This is a genomic window from Actinoplanes sp. ATCC 53533, assembly GCF_003947245.1.
On sequence record NZ_QHHV01000178.1, the window covers coordinates 1 to 18,447 of the forward strand.

The 18,447-nt window shown below is 72.0% G+C and carries 18 protein-coding genes; 6 read left to right on the plus strand and 12 right to left on the minus strand.

Translation table 11 applies throughout. The features are described 5' to 3' along the window. The 7 genes from DMB66_RS44110 to DMB66_RS44140 form a co-directional block, all read right to left on the minus strand. The coding region (locus DMB66_RS44110; protein WP_125810093.1) for a Trm112 family protein at positions 1-133 on the minus strand (133 nt) is incomplete at its 3' end. 48 nt (positions 134-181) lie between these two features. Then, on the minus strand, positions 182-1,561 hold the full coding sequence (locus DMB66_RS44115; RefSeq protein ID WP_125810094.1) for a phosphomannomutase/phosphoglucomutase: 1,380 nt from the start codon (positions 1,559-1,561) through the stop codon (positions 182-184). Between the two features lie 81 nt (positions 1,562-1,642). Continuing rightward, on the minus strand, positions 1,643-2,293 hold the full coding sequence (locus DMB66_RS44120) for an endonuclease V (protein ID WP_125810120.1): 651 nt from the start codon (positions 2,291-2,293) through the stop codon (positions 1,643-1,645). A gap of 112 nt (positions 2,294-2,405) precedes the next feature. After that, positions 2,406-2,780, minus strand: coding sequence for a DUF779 domain-containing protein (locus tag DMB66_RS44125; protein WP_125810095.1), 375 nt, complete (start codon positions 2,778-2,780; stop codon positions 2,406-2,408). A gap of 3 nt (positions 2,781-2,783) precedes the next feature. Continuing rightward, on the minus strand, positions 2,784-4,307 hold the full coding sequence (adh, locus tag DMB66_RS44130; RefSeq protein ID WP_125810096.1) for an aldehyde dehydrogenase: 1,524 nt from the start codon (positions 4,305-4,307) through the stop codon (positions 2,784-2,786). Positions 4,308-4,345: 38 nt separating this feature from the next. Beyond that, positions 4,346-5,629, minus strand: a complete 1,284-nt coding sequence (locus DMB66_RS44135; RefSeq protein WP_125810097.1) for a GAF domain-containing protein — start codon at positions 5,627-5,629, stop codon at positions 4,346-4,348. Between the two features lie 67 nt (positions 5,630-5,696). Further along, entirely contained in the window at positions 5,697-6,842 is a 1,146-nt protein-coding gene (locus tag DMB66_RS44140; protein WP_125810098.1) for an SUKH-3 domain-containing protein, read from the minus strand. Between the two features lie 430 nt (positions 6,843-7,272). Here DMB66_RS44140 and DMB66_RS44145 point away from each other — a divergent pair, with 430 nt between their 5' ends. Beyond that, entirely contained in the window at positions 7,273-8,709 is a 1,437-nt protein-coding gene (locus DMB66_RS44145) for an aldehyde dehydrogenase family protein (protein ID WP_125810099.1), read from the plus strand. Here DMB66_RS44145 and DMB66_RS44150 read toward each other — a convergent pair. Next, the gene (locus DMB66_RS44150) at positions 8,706-9,224 is read right to left on the minus strand and encodes a GNAT family N-acetyltransferase (protein ID WP_125810100.1); all 519 of its coding nucleotides are present in this window, start codon (positions 9,222-9,224) and stop codon (positions 8,706-8,708) included. The two genes, DMB66_RS44145 and DMB66_RS44150, sit on opposite strands and share 4 nt — an antisense overlap. A gap of 113 nt (positions 9,225-9,337) precedes the next feature. Between DMB66_RS44150 and DMB66_RS44155 the strand changes: the two genes are divergently transcribed. Further along, on the plus strand, positions 9,338-9,889 hold the full coding sequence (locus DMB66_RS44155; RefSeq protein WP_125810101.1) for a DUF3455 domain-containing protein: 552 nt from the start codon (positions 9,338-9,340) through the stop codon (positions 9,887-9,889). Between the two features lie 160 nt (positions 9,890-10,049). Beyond that, complete coding sequence (locus DMB66_RS44160; protein ID WP_125810102.1) at positions 10,050-10,898, plus strand: polysaccharide deacetylase family protein; 849 nt, start codon at positions 10,050-10,052, stop codon at positions 10,896-10,898. Between the two features lie 3 nt (positions 10,899-10,901). Here DMB66_RS44160 and DMB66_RS44165 read toward each other — a convergent pair whose 3' ends face one another. Continuing rightward, the gene (locus DMB66_RS44165) at positions 10,902-11,267 is read right to left on the minus strand and encodes a DUF3499 domain-containing protein (protein WP_125810103.1); all 366 of its coding nucleotides are present in this window, start codon (positions 11,265-11,267) and stop codon (positions 10,902-10,904) included. Positions 11,268-11,443: 176 nt separating this feature from the next. On the opposite strand from DMB66_RS44165, the gene DMB66_RS44170 reads away from it, so the two are divergent. Next, a complete protein-coding gene (locus tag DMB66_RS44170; RefSeq protein WP_125810104.1) occupies positions 11,444-11,929 on the plus strand; it encodes a metallopeptidase family protein in 486 nt (161 codons plus the stop codon). Between the two features lie 102 nt (positions 11,930-12,031). Here the strand turns inward: DMB66_RS44170 and DMB66_RS44175 are convergent, their stop codons facing one another. From DMB66_RS44175 to DMB66_RS44185, 3 genes are all read right to left on the minus strand, one after another. Then, positions 12,032-12,289, minus strand: a complete 258-nt coding sequence (locus DMB66_RS44175) for a WhiB family transcriptional regulator (RefSeq protein ID WP_015619224.1) — start codon at positions 12,287-12,289, stop codon at positions 12,032-12,034. Positions 12,290-12,635: 346 nt separating this feature from the next. Continuing rightward, entirely contained in the window at positions 12,636-15,149 is a 2,514-nt protein-coding gene (locus DMB66_RS44180) for a bifunctional FO biosynthesis protein CofGH (protein WP_125810105.1), read from the minus strand. Positions 15,150-15,281: 132 nt separating this feature from the next. Further along, positions 15,282-16,334 carry a hypothetical protein gene (locus DMB66_RS44185; protein ID WP_125810106.1) on the minus strand — a complete coding sequence of 351 codons (1,053 nt, stop codon included), beginning with the start codon at positions 16,332-16,334 and terminating at the stop codon, positions 15,282-15,284. Between the two features lie 115 nt (positions 16,335-16,449). Here DMB66_RS44185 and cofD point away from each other — a divergent pair, with 115 nt between their 5' ends. Then, positions 16,450-17,406: a 2-phospho-L-lactate transferase gene (gene cofD, locus DMB66_RS64580; RefSeq protein WP_125810107.1), complete on the plus strand. Its 957-nt coding sequence runs from the start codon at positions 16,450-16,452 to the stop codon at positions 17,404-17,406. Next, the gene (locus tag DMB66_RS64585; RefSeq protein WP_125810108.1) at positions 17,406-18,428 is read left to right on the plus strand and encodes a coenzyme F420-0:L-glutamate ligase; all 1,023 of its coding nucleotides are present in this window, start codon (positions 17,406-17,408) and stop codon (positions 18,426-18,428) included. The genes cofD and DMB66_RS64585 overlap by 1 nt, the downstream gene beginning before the upstream one ends. Positions 18,429-18,447: the final 19 nt, after the last annotated feature.

Sequence of the window (18,447 nt, forward strand, 5' to 3'; positions counted from 1 at the left end):
TGTCGTCACGCACGGGAAAGACGCGACCACACTCGGTGCAGGTCAGCGTCTGCGCGCCGGCATCGTACTCAAGCGGCGCGTGGTGTGTGTCCGGGCAGGCCAGAATCTCCAGCAACTGCGGGTCGAGGGCCACCGAACGGCTCCTTATAACGTGCGCGGGCTTTTGCGGAACCAGGTGATCCTAACCGCGAACGATCCCGAGCACTTCGTCGCGCAGGACCGCCATCCGGTCCGGCTTCGGCGCTTCCACGTTCAGTCGCAGCAGGGGCTCGGTGTTCGACGCACGCAGATTGAACCAGGAGCCATCGGCGAGCTGCACGGTCATTCCGTCGAGCTCGTCGAAGGTGGCCTCCGGGAACGCGGCCCGCACCTCGGCGACCTTCGCGGTCGCGTCGGCGACCGTGGAGTTGATCTCACCCGAGGCGGCATACCGCTCGAAATCGGCCGCGAACAGCGACAACGGCTGGTTCTGGCCGCCGAGCGCGGCGAGCACGTGCAGCGCCGCCAGCATGCCGGTGTCGGCGAACCAGAAGTCGCGGAAGTAGTAGTGCGCCGAGTGCTCGCCGCCGAAGACCGCGTTGGTCCGGGCCATCTCGGCCTTGATGAAGGAGTGGCCGACCCGGCTGCGGACCGGGACGCCGCCGCTCTCCTTGATGATCTCCGGCACCGCGTGCGAGGTGATCAGGTTGTAGATGACGGTGCTGCCCGGGAACTTGGCCAGTTCCCGCTTGGCCACCAGCGCGGTGATCGCCGACGGGGAGACCGGGTCGCCGTTCTCGTCCACGACGAAGCAGCGGTCGGCGTCGCCGTCGAACGCCAGGCCCAGGTCGGCGCCGTGCTCGCGGACCGCCGCCTGCAGGTCGACCAGGTTGGCCGGGTCGAGCGGGTTGGCCTCGTGGTTCGGGAACGAGCCGTCCAGCTCGAAGTAGAGCGGCACGATGTCGAGCGGCAGCGCGGTCAGCTCCTGGTCGCCGAGCACGGCGGGGACGGTGTGGCCGCCCATGCCGTTGCCGGCGTCGACGACGACCTTGAGCGGCCGGATGCCGGCGAGGTCGACCAGCCCGCGCAGGTGCCGGGCATAGTCGGCGAGCAGGTCGCGGTGCTCGATCGCCGGCGGCACCTCGGCCACCGCGTCGAGGTCGTTCAGCAGTTCCTCGGCGCGCTGCCGGACGATGATCAGGCCGCTGTCCTGGCCCACCGGCCGGGCGCCGGCGCGGCACAGCTTGATGCCGTTGTACTGCGCCGGGTTGTGGCTGGCGGTGAACATGGCGCCGGGCAGGCCGAGCACGCCGGAGGCGTAGTAGAGCTGGTCGGTGGAGCCGAGGCCGGTGTGCACGACCGTGGCGCCGGCCGAGTTGGCACCCGCGGCGAACGCGGCCACCAGCGCGGGGCCGGTCTCCCGCATGTCGTGCGCGACCACGATCCGTTCCGCCTCGGCCCCGGACTCGCGGAGCATCTCCACGAACGCCGTGCCCAGGGCCCGGGCCACGGTCTCGTTGAGCTGGTCGGGCACGACGCCACGGACGTCGTACGCCTTGACGAGCTGGGACAGATCAGACAAAGGGTCACTCCTCGGCACGATGTTCCGACTTGCCGAAGACTAACGGAGCGATAGTGACCGCCGGGTCGCAACAGCGTGGCGTCACCGTCTCGGGAGCGTTACATCCTGCGGTGATCCGGTCAGCAGCGCGTCACGGCAGGCCCGATCCGCCGCCCGGGTCGTCTCCGGCAGCCGGAACCGGGGCGTCAGCGAGAGGGTGAGCGCGCAGGCCGTATCGAGGTCCATCCGGTGGCCGACGGAGACGAAAACCGGCTTCACCCCGTCCCTGGTCCGCAGCACCGCGCCCACCGGCTCCCCGTCGTCGACCAGTTCCGACCGGTCGCCGCGGCGCTCGCCGGGCGGCGCCCAGTCGCCCACCAGCGGGGTCTTGCCGACGCCGAAGGACGGCAGCCCGGTGAGCACACCCAGGTGACAGGCGAGCCCGAACCGCCGCGGATGGGCCAGCCCGTGGCCGTCGCAGATCAGCACCTCGGGTCGCACGGTGAGCCGCTCCAGGGCCGCCAGCAGCGCCGGGACCTCACGGAAGGCGAACAGCCCGGGCACGTACGGGAACGCGGCCCGGCCTCGCACCACGGCCGTGTCGACGACCCGGTGTTCGGCGGTGTCCAGCACGACGATCGCGGCGGCCAGCCGCTCGCCGTCGGTGTGATAGGCCACATCGAGGCCCGCCACCGTCGCCGGGCGGTCCGGGCCGGGGCCCCCGAGCAGCGTCGGCCGCAGGGCGTCCTGCATGGCCAGCGCTTCTTCTTCGGTACGCGGCCAGTCGTCGTCGGTCACGGCCGCAGACGCTAGCGCACCGGGGCCGGGACCACGGGGCGGATTTCCACCCCGTGGCCCGGCCCGGTCACGACGGCAGCGCCGCCAGTTCCTCGGGGGTGAGCATCCGGCTGCGGATCAGGAAGCGCACCCCCTCGGGCGCCTCCAGGCTGAAACCGCCGCCCCGGCCCGGCACCACGTCCACCGTGAGGTGGGTGTGCTTCCAGGCCTGGAACTGCGAGGTGCTCATCCAGAAGGAGACCGGCTCGTCCACGCCGTCCACCCGCAACTGTTCGAGCAGCACGTCGCTCGATCCCGTACGGAACTCACCCTCCAGGTAGCACATCGGAGCGCTGCCGTCGCAGCAGCCGCCGGACTGATGGAACATCAGCGGGCCGTGCCGGCCCCGCAGCGACCGGATCAGGTCGGCCGCCGCGGGTGTCACGTCTACTCGCGCGCCCATGGCCTAGAAGAAACCCATCGCCTTGGGCGAGTAGCTGACCAGCAGGTTCTTGGTCTGCTGGTAGTGGTCCAGCATCATCTTGTGGTTCTCGCGGCCGATGCCGGACTGCTTGTAGCCGCCGAACGCCGCGTGCGCCGGATACAGGTGGTAGCAGTTGGTCCACACCCGGCCGGCCTTGATCGCCCGGCCCGCCCGGTACGCGGTGTTGATGTCCCGGGTCCACACGCCCGCGCCGAGGCCGTACAGAGTATCGTTTGCGATCTTGATGGCGTCGGCGAAGTCGGAGAACGACGTCACCGAGACCACCGGTCCGAAGATCTCCTCCTGGAAGATCCGCATCGAGTTGGCGCCCTCGAAGATCGTCGGCTGTACGTAATAGCCGCCGGCTAGATTGCCGCCGAGGTCGGCCCGCTCGCCCCCGATCAGGACCTTCGCGCCCTCCTGCCGACCGATGTCCAGGTAGGAGAGGATCTTTTCCAGTTGGTCGTTGGACGCCTGCGCGCCGATCTGGGTATCGGTGTCCAGCGGGTTGCCCTGCTTCATGTTCTCCACCCGCTTGACTCCTGCGGCCATGAAGTCCGAGTAGTGGCCCCGCTGGACCAGCGCCCGCGACGGGCAGGTGCAGACCTCGCCCTGGTTGAGCGCGAACATGGCGAAGCCCTCCAGGGCCTTGTCCATGAAGTCGTCGTCGTGCGCGCTCGCGTCGTCGAAGAACACGTTCGCGCTCTTGCCGCCGAGTTCGAGCGTCACCGGGATGATGTTCTCGGAGGCGTACTGCATGATCAGCCGGCCGGTTGTGGTCTCGCCGGTGAACGCCACCTTGGCGACCCGGTTCGAGGAGGCCAGCGGCTTGCCGGCCTCGACGCCGAAGCCGTTGACGATGTTCACCACGCCCGGCGGCAGCAGGTCGGCGACCAGCGACATCCAGTAGTGGATCGATGCCGGGGTCTGCTCGGCCGGCTTGAGCACGACGGCGTTACCGGCGGCCAGCGCGGGTGCCAGCTTCCAGACCGCCATCAGGATCGGGAAGTTCCACGGGATGATCTGGGCGACCACGCCGAGCGGCTCATGGAAGTGATAGGCGACGGTGTCTTCGTCAAGCTCGCCGAGGCTGCCCTCCTGTGCCCGCAGCACACCGGCGAAGTAGCGGAAGTGGTCGATCGCCAGCGGGATGTCGGCGGCCAGGGTCTCGCGGACCGGCTTGCCGTTCTCCCAGGTCTCGGCGACGGCGAGCTGCTCGAGGTTCGCCTCCATCCGGTCGGCGATCTTGTTGAGGATGTTCGCGCGCTCGGCGGCGGCGGTCCGACCCCAGGCGTCGGCCGCGCCGTGTGCCGCGTCGAGGGCGCGCTCGACGTCCTCGGCGGTGCCCCGGGCGATCTCGCAGAAGTTCTGGCCGTTGACCGGCGAGGGGTTCTCGAAGTACTGGCCCTGGGCAGGCGGTACGTACTCGCCACCGATCCAGTGGTCGTAGCGGGATGCATAGTTGACGACCGCGCCGTCAGAGCCGGGCGGAGAATAGATGGCCATGCTCGTGTCCCTCCGTACCAGTTCGGGTACGGCTGACGTTAGTTACGGCGACGTTGCAAGGACGTTGCAAGACCGTATTCGGCGGCGAGCTGAGCGATCCGCTTGGCGGCCAGCGGGCGGGCCGGGGAGCCGGGCGGCAGCGCTGCCAGGTAGGCCTCCCAGATTTGCAGGTCCTCGGCGCCCCACGGTTCGCCCAGCCAGGTCTGGAGCAGGCGGGGGTCGCCGCCGGTCAGGACGGCCGCGCGGAGGCGGGAGTCGATCAGGCGGCGCAGCCGGGCCACCCCGGGCGCGTCAGAGGAGGGCAGCAGGGGGCCGGCGTAGGCCGCCAGGGCCTCATTGACCAGGCCGTGCTCCAGCAGCCGGGTCACCGTCAGGAAGTCGGCGTCCACCTCGGCCCGCAGCCGGTAGGGCCGCGAGTCCAGCAGGTCGGGGCCGAGGATCCGGCGCAGCCGGGAGAGCTCGGCGCGGACGGTCACCGGATTCGCGTCATCGGCATAAAGATCAAAACCAAGCTGATCCCCGGTACGGCCCTCGGGGTGCAACAACAGCAGGACCAGGAGCTCCGAGTGCCGGCGGCCGAGCCGGAGCGATCTACCACCGACCGCCAGCACGGCGTCTTCGCGCCCTAGGACCGACACCGTGGCGGTGTGTGCCGCGAGCCGCGGCTGGTGTGCGCTCAGGTAGGCCTCGGCCGCCAGCGCGGTGGCCCGGACCAGCGCGAGGCTGTGCGGGTTGGCCAGGTGATCGCCGCCGGTCACGTCGATCGCGCCGAGCAGCCGCCCGGTCGCCGGGTCGTGGATCGGCGCGGCGGCGCAGGTCCAGCGCTGCACGCCGCGGCTGAAGTGCTCGGTGGCGAAGATCTGCAGCGGATGGTCGACGGCGAGCGCGGTGCCCGGCGCGTTGGTGCCGGCGTGCGCCTCGTCCCAGCGCGCGCCGGGGACGAAGTTCATCGACTCCGCGCCGCGCAGCACCGAGGCGGTGCCCTCGACCCAGAGCAGCCGCCCGTGCGCGTCGCAGACCGCCATCAGGTGTTCCCCGTCGTCGGCGAGCCCGCCGAGCAGGTCCCGGAAGATCGGCAGCACCCTGGCCAGCGGGTGCGCGGCCCGGTATGCCTCCAGGTCGCCGTCGCTGAGCTCGATGGGCGCGGTGCTGTCCGGGCTGACCAGCGCTCCGGCCGAGCGTCGCCACGACGCGGCCACGACGTCACGCACCTGGGTCACCGGCTGTTCACCGGTCACGAACCGCTCGTGGGCCCGGCCCACTTGGGTGATCCGTTCCGCGGGGTCGGTGCCGAGAGCGAGCGCGAGCCACGGGTTGGACATGCGCACCTCCAGTCCCGTCCATCGTGACCGGCATCACGCACTTCGACAACCACCCGATCCGCCGGGCTCAGCCCAGGACCCGCGGGGCGGGCCGGCCCAGCAGCAGCGTGTCGAGGGCCGCCGGCAGGCCGGTGCCGAGCGACCACTCGCCGGTCCCGTCGATCAGGAACACCCGCCGCTCGGGATCGATGGCCAGAAAACCCTCGTAACCACCGGTGCCGAGCGGGAACAGCGGCGCGTCGACCCGCATTGCCACCCGGGCCAGCGTGTCGGCGGTGTCGGCAGCCCGCACCGGGTCGATATGGAACGGGTCGGTGCGCACCGACCCGCCCTCCACCCGCACCGCGGAGTCGGCCCCGAGATATCGCTCCAGCGCCTCGACCGCCGCCGGGAAGACGGCGTGCCGGTGCTCGACCCCACCGGCGGCGAGCACCTGCTCGATCCGTTCGGCGACCCGCTCCCGCTCCGGGGCCGGGCGACGGTGCAGCCGGCGCCGAGCGAGGTGCCGCTGCCAGCGGGAACCACCGGCCTCGGCGCCGGTGCGGCCGCCCGGCCAGGGCGAGCGGTATCCGAGCACCTGCGCGCACGTGGCGCACGGGGTGGCGGTCGAGTCACCCTGAAGCGGATCGGCCGGCTCGCGCACCCGCCACAGCCGCACCTCCGCACCAGCGTCGTCGAGCCCTTCCGCCGCCGACCCCAGGGCCACCAGCTCGGGATGCCACTCGACGCCGCGCACCCGGGCCCGGGCCGGGATCGCCGCCAGCCGGGCCCGCACGAGCGGATGCAGAACGGGCGGCTCGTCGCTGCGCACGCTTCCCGCGCGCACGGCGGCGGACGACCCCACGACGACCTCGGCGATCATCCCCGGCGTCTCGACCGGCAGCCCGCCGAAGCCCGGCCTAGGCGGGACACCGCGCTCGTGGTCGAGCTGCGCGCGATACTGCTCGTTGAGGAAGGCCGGGTTGGCGAAGCCGACGACCCGGCCGGTGACCTTGTCCACGAAGGTGGCATAGCTGCTGACGACCCCCGGCGCCTGCAGCACCCAGCCGAGCTCCTCCTCGCGCAGCGCCACCACCGCGGGCCGGCATCCGGCCCGCTCCGCCCAGCGCACGGCGATCCGTTCAAGCACGTGCGGGGGCAGGTCAGCGGGGTCCGCCGGGGTCTCGCGGCGCTGCAACGTCACACCACTGGGCAGCACGAGCCGCATAGTCATGAATATCGCCTTCAGTCCGGTCAAGGGCGGCGGTGGGGTGGTTGGACGGGCTTTAGTCCGGTCAAGGGTGGTGGTGGGGCGGTCGGACGGGCTTTAGTCCGGTCAAGGGCGGCGGCGGGGCGGTCGGACGGGCTTCAGTCCGGTCAAGGGCGGCGGCGGGGCGGTCGGACGGGCTTCACTCCGGTCAAGGGCGGCGGTGGGTGGTTGGACGGGCTTTAGTCCGGTCAAGGGTGGTGGTGGGGCGGTCGGACGGGCTTTAGTCCGGTCAAGGGCGGCGGCGGGGCGGTCGGACGGGCTTCAGTCCGGTCAAGGGCGGCGGCGGGGCGGTCGGACGGGCTTCACTCCGGTCAAGGGCGGCGGTGGGGTGGTTGGACGATCCTCCCGGGACGAGCGCCGACCATACCGGCGGGCTGCGACATAGGCTGGCCGGGTGGACACCACAGCGTTCTATGTCGCGGGCGAAGCGGCGCACGGCGACGAAGAAATCACGGTGAGCAATCCGTACGACGGTCGCCCGGTCGGTCGTACCACCTGGGCAACGGAGGCGCAGGTCGAAGCCGCTGTCGCGGCAGCGGCCGGAGTCGCCGACCAGGCCGCGGCGCTGCCCGCGCACGTGCGCGCGGCCGCTCTCGACCACGTCTCGCGCCGGCTCGCCGAGCGCCGCGAGGAGATCGCCGCGCTGATCACCGCCGAGAACGGCAAGCCGGTCAAGTGGGCCCGGATCGAGGCCGACCGGGCCGTCTCGGTCTTCCGGTGGGCGGCCGAGGAGGCCCGCCGGTTCACCGGCGGCCTGCAACGCCTCGACACCGACGCCGCCGGCGCGGGCCGGCTCGCCCTGGTCAAGCGCGTGCCGCGCGGGCCGGTGCTGGGCATCTCCCCGTTCAATTTCCCGCTCAACCTGGTCGCCCACAAGATCGCCCCGGCCCTCGCGGTCGGCGCGCCGATCCTGCTCAAGCCCGCTCCGGCGACCCCGCTGACCGCGCTGCTGCTCGGCGGGATCCTGGCCGAGACCGACCTGCCGGCCGGGATGTTCTCGGTGCTGCCGGTCCCGAACGACCGCGCCAGCACGCTGGTCGCCGACCCGCGCCTGCCGATCGTGTCGTTCACCGGCTCGGGTCCGGTCGGCGCGCGGATCCGCCGGGCCGCGCCGGACAAGCACGTGACGCTCGAGCTGGGCGGCAACGCGGCGGTCCTGCTCTGCGGCGACTACGGCAGCGACGCCGACCTGAGCTGGGCGGCGCAACGGGTGGCCGCATTCGGGACATACCAGGCCGGGCAGAGCTGCATCGCGGTGCAGCGCGTGTATGTGCACGCCGGCCTGACCGGCTTCCTGCCGCGCTTGCTCGACGCCGTCACCGCCCTGCGCACCGGCGATCCGCACGACCCGGAGGTCGAGGTCGGCCCGATGATCAGCGAGGACGCCGCGAAACGCGTGGAGCAGTGGGTCGACGAGGCGGTCGCCGCCGGCGCCACCGTGGCCGTGGGCGGCAAGCGCGACGGTGCCACCTACCCGCCGACGGTGCTGACCGGCGTCCCCGCCGACGCCAAGGTGGTCGCCGAGGAGGTCTTCGGGCCGGTGCTGGTGGTCGCCGAGGTCGGTGACGACGCGGCCGGCCTCGCGGCGATCAACGACTCGGCGTACGGGCTGCAGGCGGGCGTCTTCACCCACAGCATCCAGACGGCGTTCGCGGCGCACCGGGAGCTCAAGGTCGGCGGCGTGATCGTCGGTGACGTGCCGTCGTACCGGGCGGACCAGATGCCGTACGGCGGGGTGAAGGGCAGCGGCGTGGGCCGGGAGGGTGTGGCCAGCGCGATGGACGACTACACCGAGCCGCGCGTCATGGTCCTGACCGGCATCGACCTCTAAACCGCCACGGACGGGTCGGTGCGCAGGCGGCTGTAGAGCAGGCCGTCGCGCCACTGGCCCGCCCGGAATTCCGCCGCGCGGATCGTGCCCTCCAGCAGGAAGCCCGCCTTGACCAGCGACCGCTGCTCGGCGACGTTCTCCGGCTGGGTGCCGGCCTGGATGCGCTGCGCCGGGGTGTGCAGAAACAGGTAGTCGCAGAGCAGGGCCTGGGCCCGCCAGCCGATCCCCTGGCCGCGCCACTCCGGGAGCAGCACGATGCCGATCTCCCAGAAGCCGGCCGACCCGCCGTAGCTGTGCGCGGACCAGGTGACGAAGCCGGTCGCCTGGTTTCTGACCTGGACGATGAGCCGGCCGTTGTCGGTGCCGAGGTAGCCGTCGAGGGCGAAGCGGCGGTCCTGGGCCCCGGCGTCGCGGAAGCCGAGCCAGTCGTTGCCGATCAGGCCCGGCTCGACGGCGAACCGCCGCAGCATGGGCAGGTCGTCTTCGGTCACGGGGCGGAGGGCCGGTGCTGTCATCCACACAGGATCGCCCATCCGGGCAATGACGGCTGTCTTTCGGGCAACCGGCGATCCGGACCCGCCTCCCGCGCGTAGATCCGGTCGACCCAGCTAACCGAGGGAGTACCGCCATGCCCCGCAACCGCACCCGCATCCGTGCCGTGACCCTGGCCGCCGCCGCCACCGTGGTGGCCGGCATTACCGCGGTGACCTACCAGGCGTCCGCCGCCGAGCTCACCGGCGGCCCTCGGCCGCGGCCGAGCGCCACGGTCTCGCCCATCGATCCCCCCGCCGGGCTCCGCAGGATCGGCGACTTCCGGGTGGTCAAGGGCACCCAGACCTACACCTGCACCGGCGGCGTCTTCACCGGCGCGTCGGTGCCCGAGGCTCAGCTGGCCGGGCCCCGCGGCCTGATCCACCACTTCAAGGGCCCGAGCTGGCAGTCCGAACGCGACGGCTCCCTGGTGACCGCGACGAAGACGGCGGAGCGGGCGCGCACGGGCACGATCCCGGAGCTGCTGCTCACGATCAACAGCCACAGCGGCGCGGCCAACGGCCTGCTGGCGAAGGCGACCCACATCCAGCGGCTGCAAACGACGGGCGGCGTGGCCCCGGCCGGCGCCTGCACCGACGGCACCACCAAGGCGGTCCGCTACGGCGCCCTGTACGTCTTCTGGGGATGATCGCGATGACGCTCCGGCCGGTGAGCGTTCCCCTTGGTCACCGGCCGGGCCGTTGTCTCCCCGATGAGTGCCAGCCATGCTCCGGGATCTATCGCTGAGGATAGGTTGGCGGCAATATACATCCCGTCCTCGTTTGTGGCTGTCGGACGGAGTTGTCGGTATGCGTACCCCTAAGGTGTTGCTGCTCGGGCTGGCGCTGAGCGTCCTGGCGGGCTGCGGCGCGACCGGGGCAGGCGACAACGGCCCGCCCAGGGCCGGCGCCGCACCAGCCACGTCGGCTGCCTCGGCCGCGCCCTCGCCCGCCGCGAAGGCCCCGGCCCCGCCGGCTGCCGTGCCCACCAAGGCCAAGCCGGCTACGAAGGCCAAGCCGGTCCGGAAGAAGCGCGCGAAGACGACCGCCGGCGGGCCGGCCGGCAGCCTGACGCGCACCGGGCGGCCCGGGGTGGCGCTGACCTTCGACGACGGCCCCGACCCGGTGCAGACGCCCCGGCTGCTCGACCTGCTGAAGCGGGAGCGCGTCAAGGCGACCTTCTGCGTGGTCGGCCGGAACGTCGCGGCGTACCCCGGCCTGGTCCGGCGGATCGCCGCCGAGGGCCACACCCTGTGCAATCACACCTGGAACCACAGCCTGACGCTGGGCAAGAAGAAGCGGTCGGTGATCCGGGCGGATCTGCGTCGCACCAACGACGCCATCCGGCGGGCCGTGCCCAAGGCCCGGATCAAGTACATGCGGGCGCCGGGCGGATACTTCACCCCGGCCTTCGTGTCGGTCGCCGGCAAGCTGGGCATGAAGTCGATCTACTGGCAGGTGGACCCGCGCGACTGGGAACACAAGCGCGGCGAGTCGGGCGCGGCCCACGAGAAGAAGGTCGTGCGGACGGTGCAGAAGCACGTGGGCAGTGGTGCGATCGTGCTGTCCCACGACTACCGGCAGCCGGGCACCATCGCGGCGTACCGCAAGCTGATCCCGTGGCTGCGGGCGCGCTACCGGCTCATCGCCCTGCCCTGAGGGTCAGTGTGAGGGCGGGATGACGCGCAGGTGGCCGCGGCGACCGGTCTGGTGACCCGGCAGGTTGTCGTGCTGCTCCGGGCGCGGTGGGGGCGCCGGGCGGGCCGCCTCGCGGACGGCGTCGGCCAGCGCGACCAGATCGTCGGTGGTGGGCGGCGGCGGGGCGAAGTCGCCGTCGTGCCGGACCAGTTCCCAGCCGCGCGGGGCGGTGAGGCTGCGGGCATGCGGCTCGCACAGGTCGTATGTGTGCGGCTCCGCGAACGCCGCCAGCGGGCCGACCACCGCGGTCGAATCGCCGTAGACGTAGGTCAGAGTGGCAACCGCCTGTCGGGGACAGCCATTCCGGGAGCAGCGCCGTGGTGACCTCACGGCGGCACGTTATCGCTCCGCAGCGGCCGGTAGCCGCGACACGCCGACCCACGATGCATCACGATTTCGACATGGCGCACCGACACGCCGTCCCAATGGGACGAATTCGCGGGCACGAAACGCGGCGGACACAGCCTGACCACGGACGACGGCCCGCGCGGGCTAGGCTGGCCGACGTGACTACCAGCCCCGACCGCCGCCGTTCCGGCGCGGATCCCGGCCGGCAGGCCCGCACCGCCGGGCCGGGCCGACCCAACCGCCGCGACCGGCACGGCCGTGGGCTCCGGGGCCGGCTCGTGCCGGCGACGGTGCCGCTCGCCCGGACCAAGGCGGAGATCTTCGACGATCTGGTCCTGGACACGGTCGAGGGCCTCGAGCGGCAGTACGCCAAGGAGCTCGCCGGCGTCGAGTTCGCCGTCGAGGATGTGCCGCCGGACCTGAACGTCTACGACTCCGACGTGCTCGAGGACGGCGAGGTGCCCCTGGCCCGCCTGTTGCCGGGCCGGCCCGGGCGCCAGGAGCTGCCGCCGCGGATCGTGCTCTACCGGCGACCGCTGGAATTCCGGGCGATGGACCGCGAGGACCTCGCCGACCTCGTGCATGACGTGATTATCGAGCAGGTCGCCAACCTGCTCGGCATGGATCCTGACGAACTTTCCTGAAGCAACCCAGCATGGATCCTGACGAACTTTCCTTCAGACGGCCCCCCGGCGTCCGCGGAAATAACGCTATTCCTGCGCTTTTCACTCGATAGCGGAGCGGCCTCAGGCCACCCGGCGCTTGAGCTTGCGACGTTCGCGCTCACTGAGCCCGCCCCAGATGCCGAAGCGTTCGTCGTGACCCAGCGCGTACTCCAGGCACTCGGCCTTGACGTCGCACCGGCCGCAGATCCGCTTCGCCTCGCGCGTCGAACCGCCCTTCTCCGGAAAGAAAGCCTCTGGATCGGTCTGCGAGCACAGGGCCCGCTCCTGCCACTCGGGCGCGTCCCCGAGCAGGTCCACCCCTTCAACCTGCGCTTCCATCGGCGTGCCTCCTTTTCCGCGCTGGCGGCGATGCCTGCGCTGACCCCCCACGCACGCGGCGTGTTTCTTGCGGGAAATACGTGGTTCGCGACACGCCTTTCCCACAACCCCACCGAAATTACACGCGTGTAAGACGTGCGTCGTCAAGCCGAACCTGATAAATAGGCCCGTTTCCCCGAGGCGCCGAGGCGGCCTCGCGGGTCCCGTTCCAGCCCTATCTCTCCGAGCCACCGGAAGGTAACGCGAGGTCGGCGCGTCGAGTCCAAATTACCCCATTTTGTGATCTGTTGACTAGGGGTGTCACGCGATCATGACGAGGCGGGGGTTCTGGGCCCCTCATGATGCGCTAGCGGCGTCCATACACTGTCGTGCGCTCGGCGGCGGGGCGTCCCGCGGCGGCGGCCAGCTCCTTCAGCTGCGCGACCGTACGGGCCGATCCGTGCTCCGACCCGGCCATCCGTGAGATCGTCTCCTCCATCAGCGTGCCGCCGAGGTCGTTGCAGCCGCCGTTGAGCATCGCGATGGTGCCCTCGTCGCCGAGCTTCACCCACGAGCACTGGATGTTGTCGATCCGGCCGTGCAGCAGGACCCGGGCCATCGCGTGCACGACCCTGTTCTCCCGCCAGGTCGGGCCGGGCCGGGCGATGCCGGCCAGGTAGATCGGCGCGTTGGTGTGGATGAACGGCAGCCCCACGAACTCGGTGAAGCCGCCGGTCACGTCCTGGATGCCGGCCAGCACCCGGAAGTGGCCGAGCCACTGCCGGGGGTGGTCGACGTGGCCGTACATCATCGTCGAGCTGGACCGGATGCCCACCTGGTGCGCCTTGGTGACCACGTCGATCCAGGCGGACGCCGGCAGCTTGCCCTTGGTGAGCACCCAGCGCACGTCGTCGTCGAGGATCTCGGCGGCCGTGCCCGGGATCGTGTCCAGCCCGGCGTCGTGCAGCTCGGTCAGCCACTGGAGCACCGAGACACCGGCCTTGGCCGCGCCGGTGACGATCTCCATCGGCGAGAACGCGTGCACGTGCATCCCCGGCACCCGGCTCTTCACGGCCCGGACCAGGTCGGCGTACGCGGTGATCGGCATCTTCGGGTCGATGCCGCCCTGCATGCAGACCTCGGTGGCACCGTCCCGCCACGCCTCCTCGGCCCGGTCGGCGACCTGCTCGACCGACAGCCGGTAGGCGTCGGCGTCCTGCTCGCGCTGGGCGAACGCGCAGAACCGGCAGCCCACGTAGCAGACGTTCGAGAAGTTGATGTTGCGATTGACCACGTATGTGACGTCGTCGCCGTTGACCTCCTTGCGCAGGTCGTCGGCGAGGCGGGCGAGCTCCTCCAGCGCGGAGCCGTCCGCGTTGAACAGGGCCATGGCCTTGTCCTCGTGCGCCGGCTCCAGCAGGGCGGCCGGATTTTCGGCGGCCAGCTTCAGGCCCGCCAGCACGTCGGACTCGATGCGCGGCACGACCTTGCCCGCGCCGGCGGCCACCGCCTCGGCGGAGATGTGCGCGGCCACCTCGTCCCAGTCGCCGTACACGCTGTCGAAGTCGCCGCGGCGGTCGCCGGTGCGGCCCTCGGTGTCGATGGTGGCGAAGAGGTCGGTGCGGCCGCTCGCGTACGCGTCGTCCGGCTCCTGCCAGGGCAGCCCGGCCGGCATCGCCTCCTCGCGGGCCAGCCCGGTCTCCCGGTCGGCGAGCGCGGCCACGTGCGCGGCCAGGCGGGGATCCAGCCAGCTCTCGCCGCGGCGGACGTATTCCGGGTAGATGGTGAGGCGCTCGCGCAGCTCGAAGCCGGCCGCCCGGGAATGCTCGCGCAGCGCCTCGATCTGCGGCCAGGGGCGCTCGGGATTCACGTGGTCCGGCGTCACCGGGGAGACGCCGCCCCAGTCGTCGATGCCCGCGCGCAGCAGCAGCGAATATTCGCCGGCGATCAGGTTGGGCGGGGCCTGGATCCGGGCCCGGGGACCCAGGATCACCCGGGCGACCGCGACCGTCGCCGCCAGCTCGCGCAGCTCCGCGTCCGGCATGCCGCGCATCGCCGTGTCCGGCTTGGCGCGGAAGTTCTGGATGATGAATTCCTGGATGTGGCCGTACTCGCGGGCGGAGCGGCGCATCGCGAAGATCGCGTCGATCCGCTCGGCCGGCGTCTCGCCGATGCCGATCAGGATGCCCGTGGTGAACGGGACACCGACCCGGCCGGCGTCGTCGAGCACGCGCAGCCGGACGGCCGGCTCCTTGTCGGGCGAGCCGTAGTGCGGGCCGCCCGGCTCGGACCATAACCGGGTCGCCGTGGTCTCCAGCATCATGCCCATGCTCGGCGCGACCGGCTTCAGCCGCTGCAGGTCGGCCCAGCTCAGCACGCCCGGGTTGAGGTGCGGCAGCAGGCCTGTCTCTTCCAGCACGGCGATCGCGCAGGCCCGCACGTAGTCCAGGGTCGAGTCGTAGCCTCGCTCGTCGAGCCACTGCCGGGCCGCCGGCCACCGCTCCTCGGGCCGGTCGCCGAGGGTGAACAGGGCCTCCTTGCAGCCCTGGGCGGCGCCCTCGCGGGCGATCGCGAGCACTTCCTCGCGCTCCAGGAACGCCGCCGGCAGCCGGTGTGGCACGGTCGCGAAGGTGCAGTAATGACACCGGTCGCGACACAGCCGGGTCAGCGGGATGAAGACCTTCTTCGAGTATGTGACCACGCCGGGGCGGCCCGCCTCACGCAGCCCCGCGTCCCGGACCCCGGCGGCCACCGTCATCAGGTCGTCGAAGAGTGGCCCGTCGGCGGCCAGCAGTGCAGTCGCCTCACCGGCGTCGATCGCCTTGCCGTCGGTCGCACGCTTCAGCGCGCGTCGGATGCTGGCCTCAGTCACGTCTGCCACTCGTGCAGCCTAGGCCGGAATGATGTCGGCTGCGTCGGGGGAGACCGGGCCACGGCAGTGGTCTGGGACACGCCCCTGCTCCGGGAAACAACAACGGCGCCCCGGATGGGGCGCCGTCGTCGGGTGATTCGGTCACGGGCGGGGCGGGGGATCCTCGCCGACGATCCGGGTGCGGTCGTCGTCGGAGTCCCGGTGCGGGATCGCCTGGGTCGGGTCCGCGTAGCCGGGCTGCGGCTGACCCGGCGGCGGGTAGGCCGGCTGGCCGTACGGGGCCTGCGGGTGGCCCGGCGCCGGGGCGAACGGGCCCGGCGGGGTGCCGGGGGCGCCGCTCGAGGTGGGCTGAGCCGACACCGGCGAGGCGGGCGGCGCGGAGGCCGGTGGCGCGAACGCGGGCTGTGCGTAGGCAGGCGGCGCGGAGGTCGGCGCGCCCCAGCCCTGGCCGGCCGGGGGCTGACCCCACTGGCCGGGCTGCGGCTGACCGGGCTGCGGCTGACCCGGCTGGGGATAGCCGGCCGGGTGCAGGGGCTGGGTCGGGCCGGCCGGCTGGTTCTGGGGCTGCGTCTGGCCGGGCTGGGCGTAACCGGGGTAGCCCGCCGGCGGCGGGAAGCCGGGCTGGCCGGGCTGCTGCTGGGGGTAGCCGGGCTGGCCGTACTGCTGCTGCCACTGTGGGGGCTGGCCGTACATGCCGGGCTGGGCCTTCGGCCTCGGCGTGTAGTAGAGGTTGCGCCAGATCAGGAACACCGCGTAGGCCGCCGCGGCGAACACCGCCAGCCAGGCCACGCGGACCAGGAGCTCCTCGAACGCCACCCGGGCGCTGAAGTCGGCGAGCTTCACCAGGGCGATGAGGAAGCCGAAGATCGCCGCGAAGAAGGCCGCCGTCACGTACTCGACCAGGGCGACGATCGTGATCAGCTTGGCGTGCTTGTGCACCGGCTGGATCCCGGTCGCCAGCAGCACCGCCGCGAGCGGCAGCACGATCATCTCGACGTTCACGAAGCTGTAGAAGCAGTTCTGCGCCCGAGTGAGGAAGTCCTGCCCGATCCCGGACGGGATCAGCCGGATCACCGCCACGAAGAGCCAGAGGGCGGGCGCCGCCACGAAGGCATACGCGGTGAGGTCACGCAGCGGCCGGATCACCTGGGCAACCGGGCGCCCCGGGGGCTGCGGCGGCGGTGTGCTGGTCACAGCTGGGCTCCTGACGGGGGGATGCGGGCAAGTCGGCTCAGCCTAGACCCGATAGGCACGTCACACCCGCGACCCGCAGCCCGCGGATCCGGCCGCGGTGCGCAAGGATGGTCGGATGCGGATCGTGGTCCTGACCGGGGGGATCGGCGGCGCCCGGTTCCTGATGGGCGTGCGCGCCCACGCGCGGCGAGTCGGCGCCGACGTCACTGCGGTGGTAAATGTCGGCGACGACGTGCGCATGCACGGCCTGCAGATCTGCCCCGACCTGGACAGCGTGATGTACACGCTGGGCGGCGCCGCGGATCCGGAACGCGGCTGGGGCCGGGTCGGCGAGACCTGGGTCGTCAAGGAAGAGCTGGCCAAATACGGTGCCGAGCCGACCTGGTTCGGCCTGGGCGACAAGGACACGGCCACCCATCTGGTGCGCACGACGATGCTGAACGCGGGCTATCCGCTGTCGGCGGTCACCGCCGCCCTGTGCGAACGCTGGCAGCCGGGTCTCACCATGCTCCCGGCCACCGACGACCGCCTGGAGACCCACGTGGTCGTGGACGTCGAGGGCGAGCGCAAGGCCATCCACTTCCAGGAGTGGTGGGTGCGCTACCGCGGCGACGTGCCGACGCACCGCTTCGTCTTCGTGGGCGCGGAGACGGCGAAACCGGCGGCCGGGGTGCTGGAGGCGATCGGCAACGCGGACGTGGTGCTGGTGGCGCCGAGCAACCCCGTGGTCAGCATCGCGCCGATTCTGGCCGTACCGCTGCTCAAGGAGGCCGTGCTGGACGGCCCGGCGCCGGTCGTCGGGGTGTCGCCGATCATCGGCGGCGCGCCGGTGCGCGGCATGGCCGACCGCTGCCTGGCCACGCTCGGCGTCGAGGTGAGCGCGACCGGGGTGGGCGGCCTCTATGGCGGCCGCGGCGACAACGGCCTGCTCGACGGCTGGCTGGTCGACACGACCGACGAGGGCGCGGCGATCCCGGGCGTGGCGACCCGCGCGGTGCCGCTGTGGATGACCGACGAGGACAAGACCGCCGCGATGGTCGCCGCGGCGCTCGAGCTGGCGGGAGTCTCCTGATGGACGGTCTCGAGGTGCTGCCGGTCCGCGGCATCGGCGACGTGACGGCCGGCGACGACCTGGCGGCGCTGATCACGACCAACGCGCCCTGGCTGCGCGACGGCGACGTGCTGGTGGTGACCAGCAAGATCGTCTCGAAGGCCGAGGGCCGCCTGGTCGAGGTCCCCGCCGACGGCCCGGAACGCGAAGAGGCCCGCGAACGCGCCCTGGCGGCCGAGACCCGCCGGGTGGTGGCCCGCCGCGGCCCGACGGCGATCGTGCAGACCCACCACGGCTTCGTGATGGCGGCGGCCGGCATCGACGCGTCCAATGTCGACAAGACCCACCTGGTCCTGCTGCCGGCCGACCCGGACGCCTCGGCCCACGCCCTCTACGACGCGCTGCTCCAGCGAGGTCTGCGGGTCGGCGTGATCGTGTCGGACACGATGGGCCGGGCCTGGCGCAACGGCCTGACGGACGTAGCGCTGGGTGCGGCCGGCATCGAGCCGTTCCGCGACCACCGGGGCGAGATCGACCCGTACGGCAACGAGCTGCAGCTGACCCAGATGGCCGTGATCGACGAGCTGGCGGCGGCGGGCGAGCTGGTCAAGGGCAAGTGCGACCAGGTGCCGGTCGCGGTCGTACGCGGCTACCCCGGGGCAGGCACGGCGCGGGGCGCCGGTGCGGTCGCTCTGCTGCGCGACGCGGCCAGCGACATGTTCTCCCTGGGCACGGCCGAAGCACACGCGGCGGGCCTGCGCGACGCGGCGACCCTCCCGGACGTGGCGGCCGGCACGGCTCCCGCGGCGAGCGAGGCGATCGCCCGCGCACTGGCCACCGCAGCCGGACTGCTCGCCGAAGGCACCGCCGTGGAGACGACGCCGGGCGGGCTGCGCTGCAGTCCCCCGGACGTGACGGCGGCCGGCCTGATGCGGTTCGGCGCGCAGGTGCACAGCCTCCGCGCCGCCCTAGCCGCCGAGGGCCTGTCATCCACGATCACCTACGACGGCAGCACGGCGCTCGTCACGATCTTCGCGGCCTGAGCGCGGTCCACACCCAAAG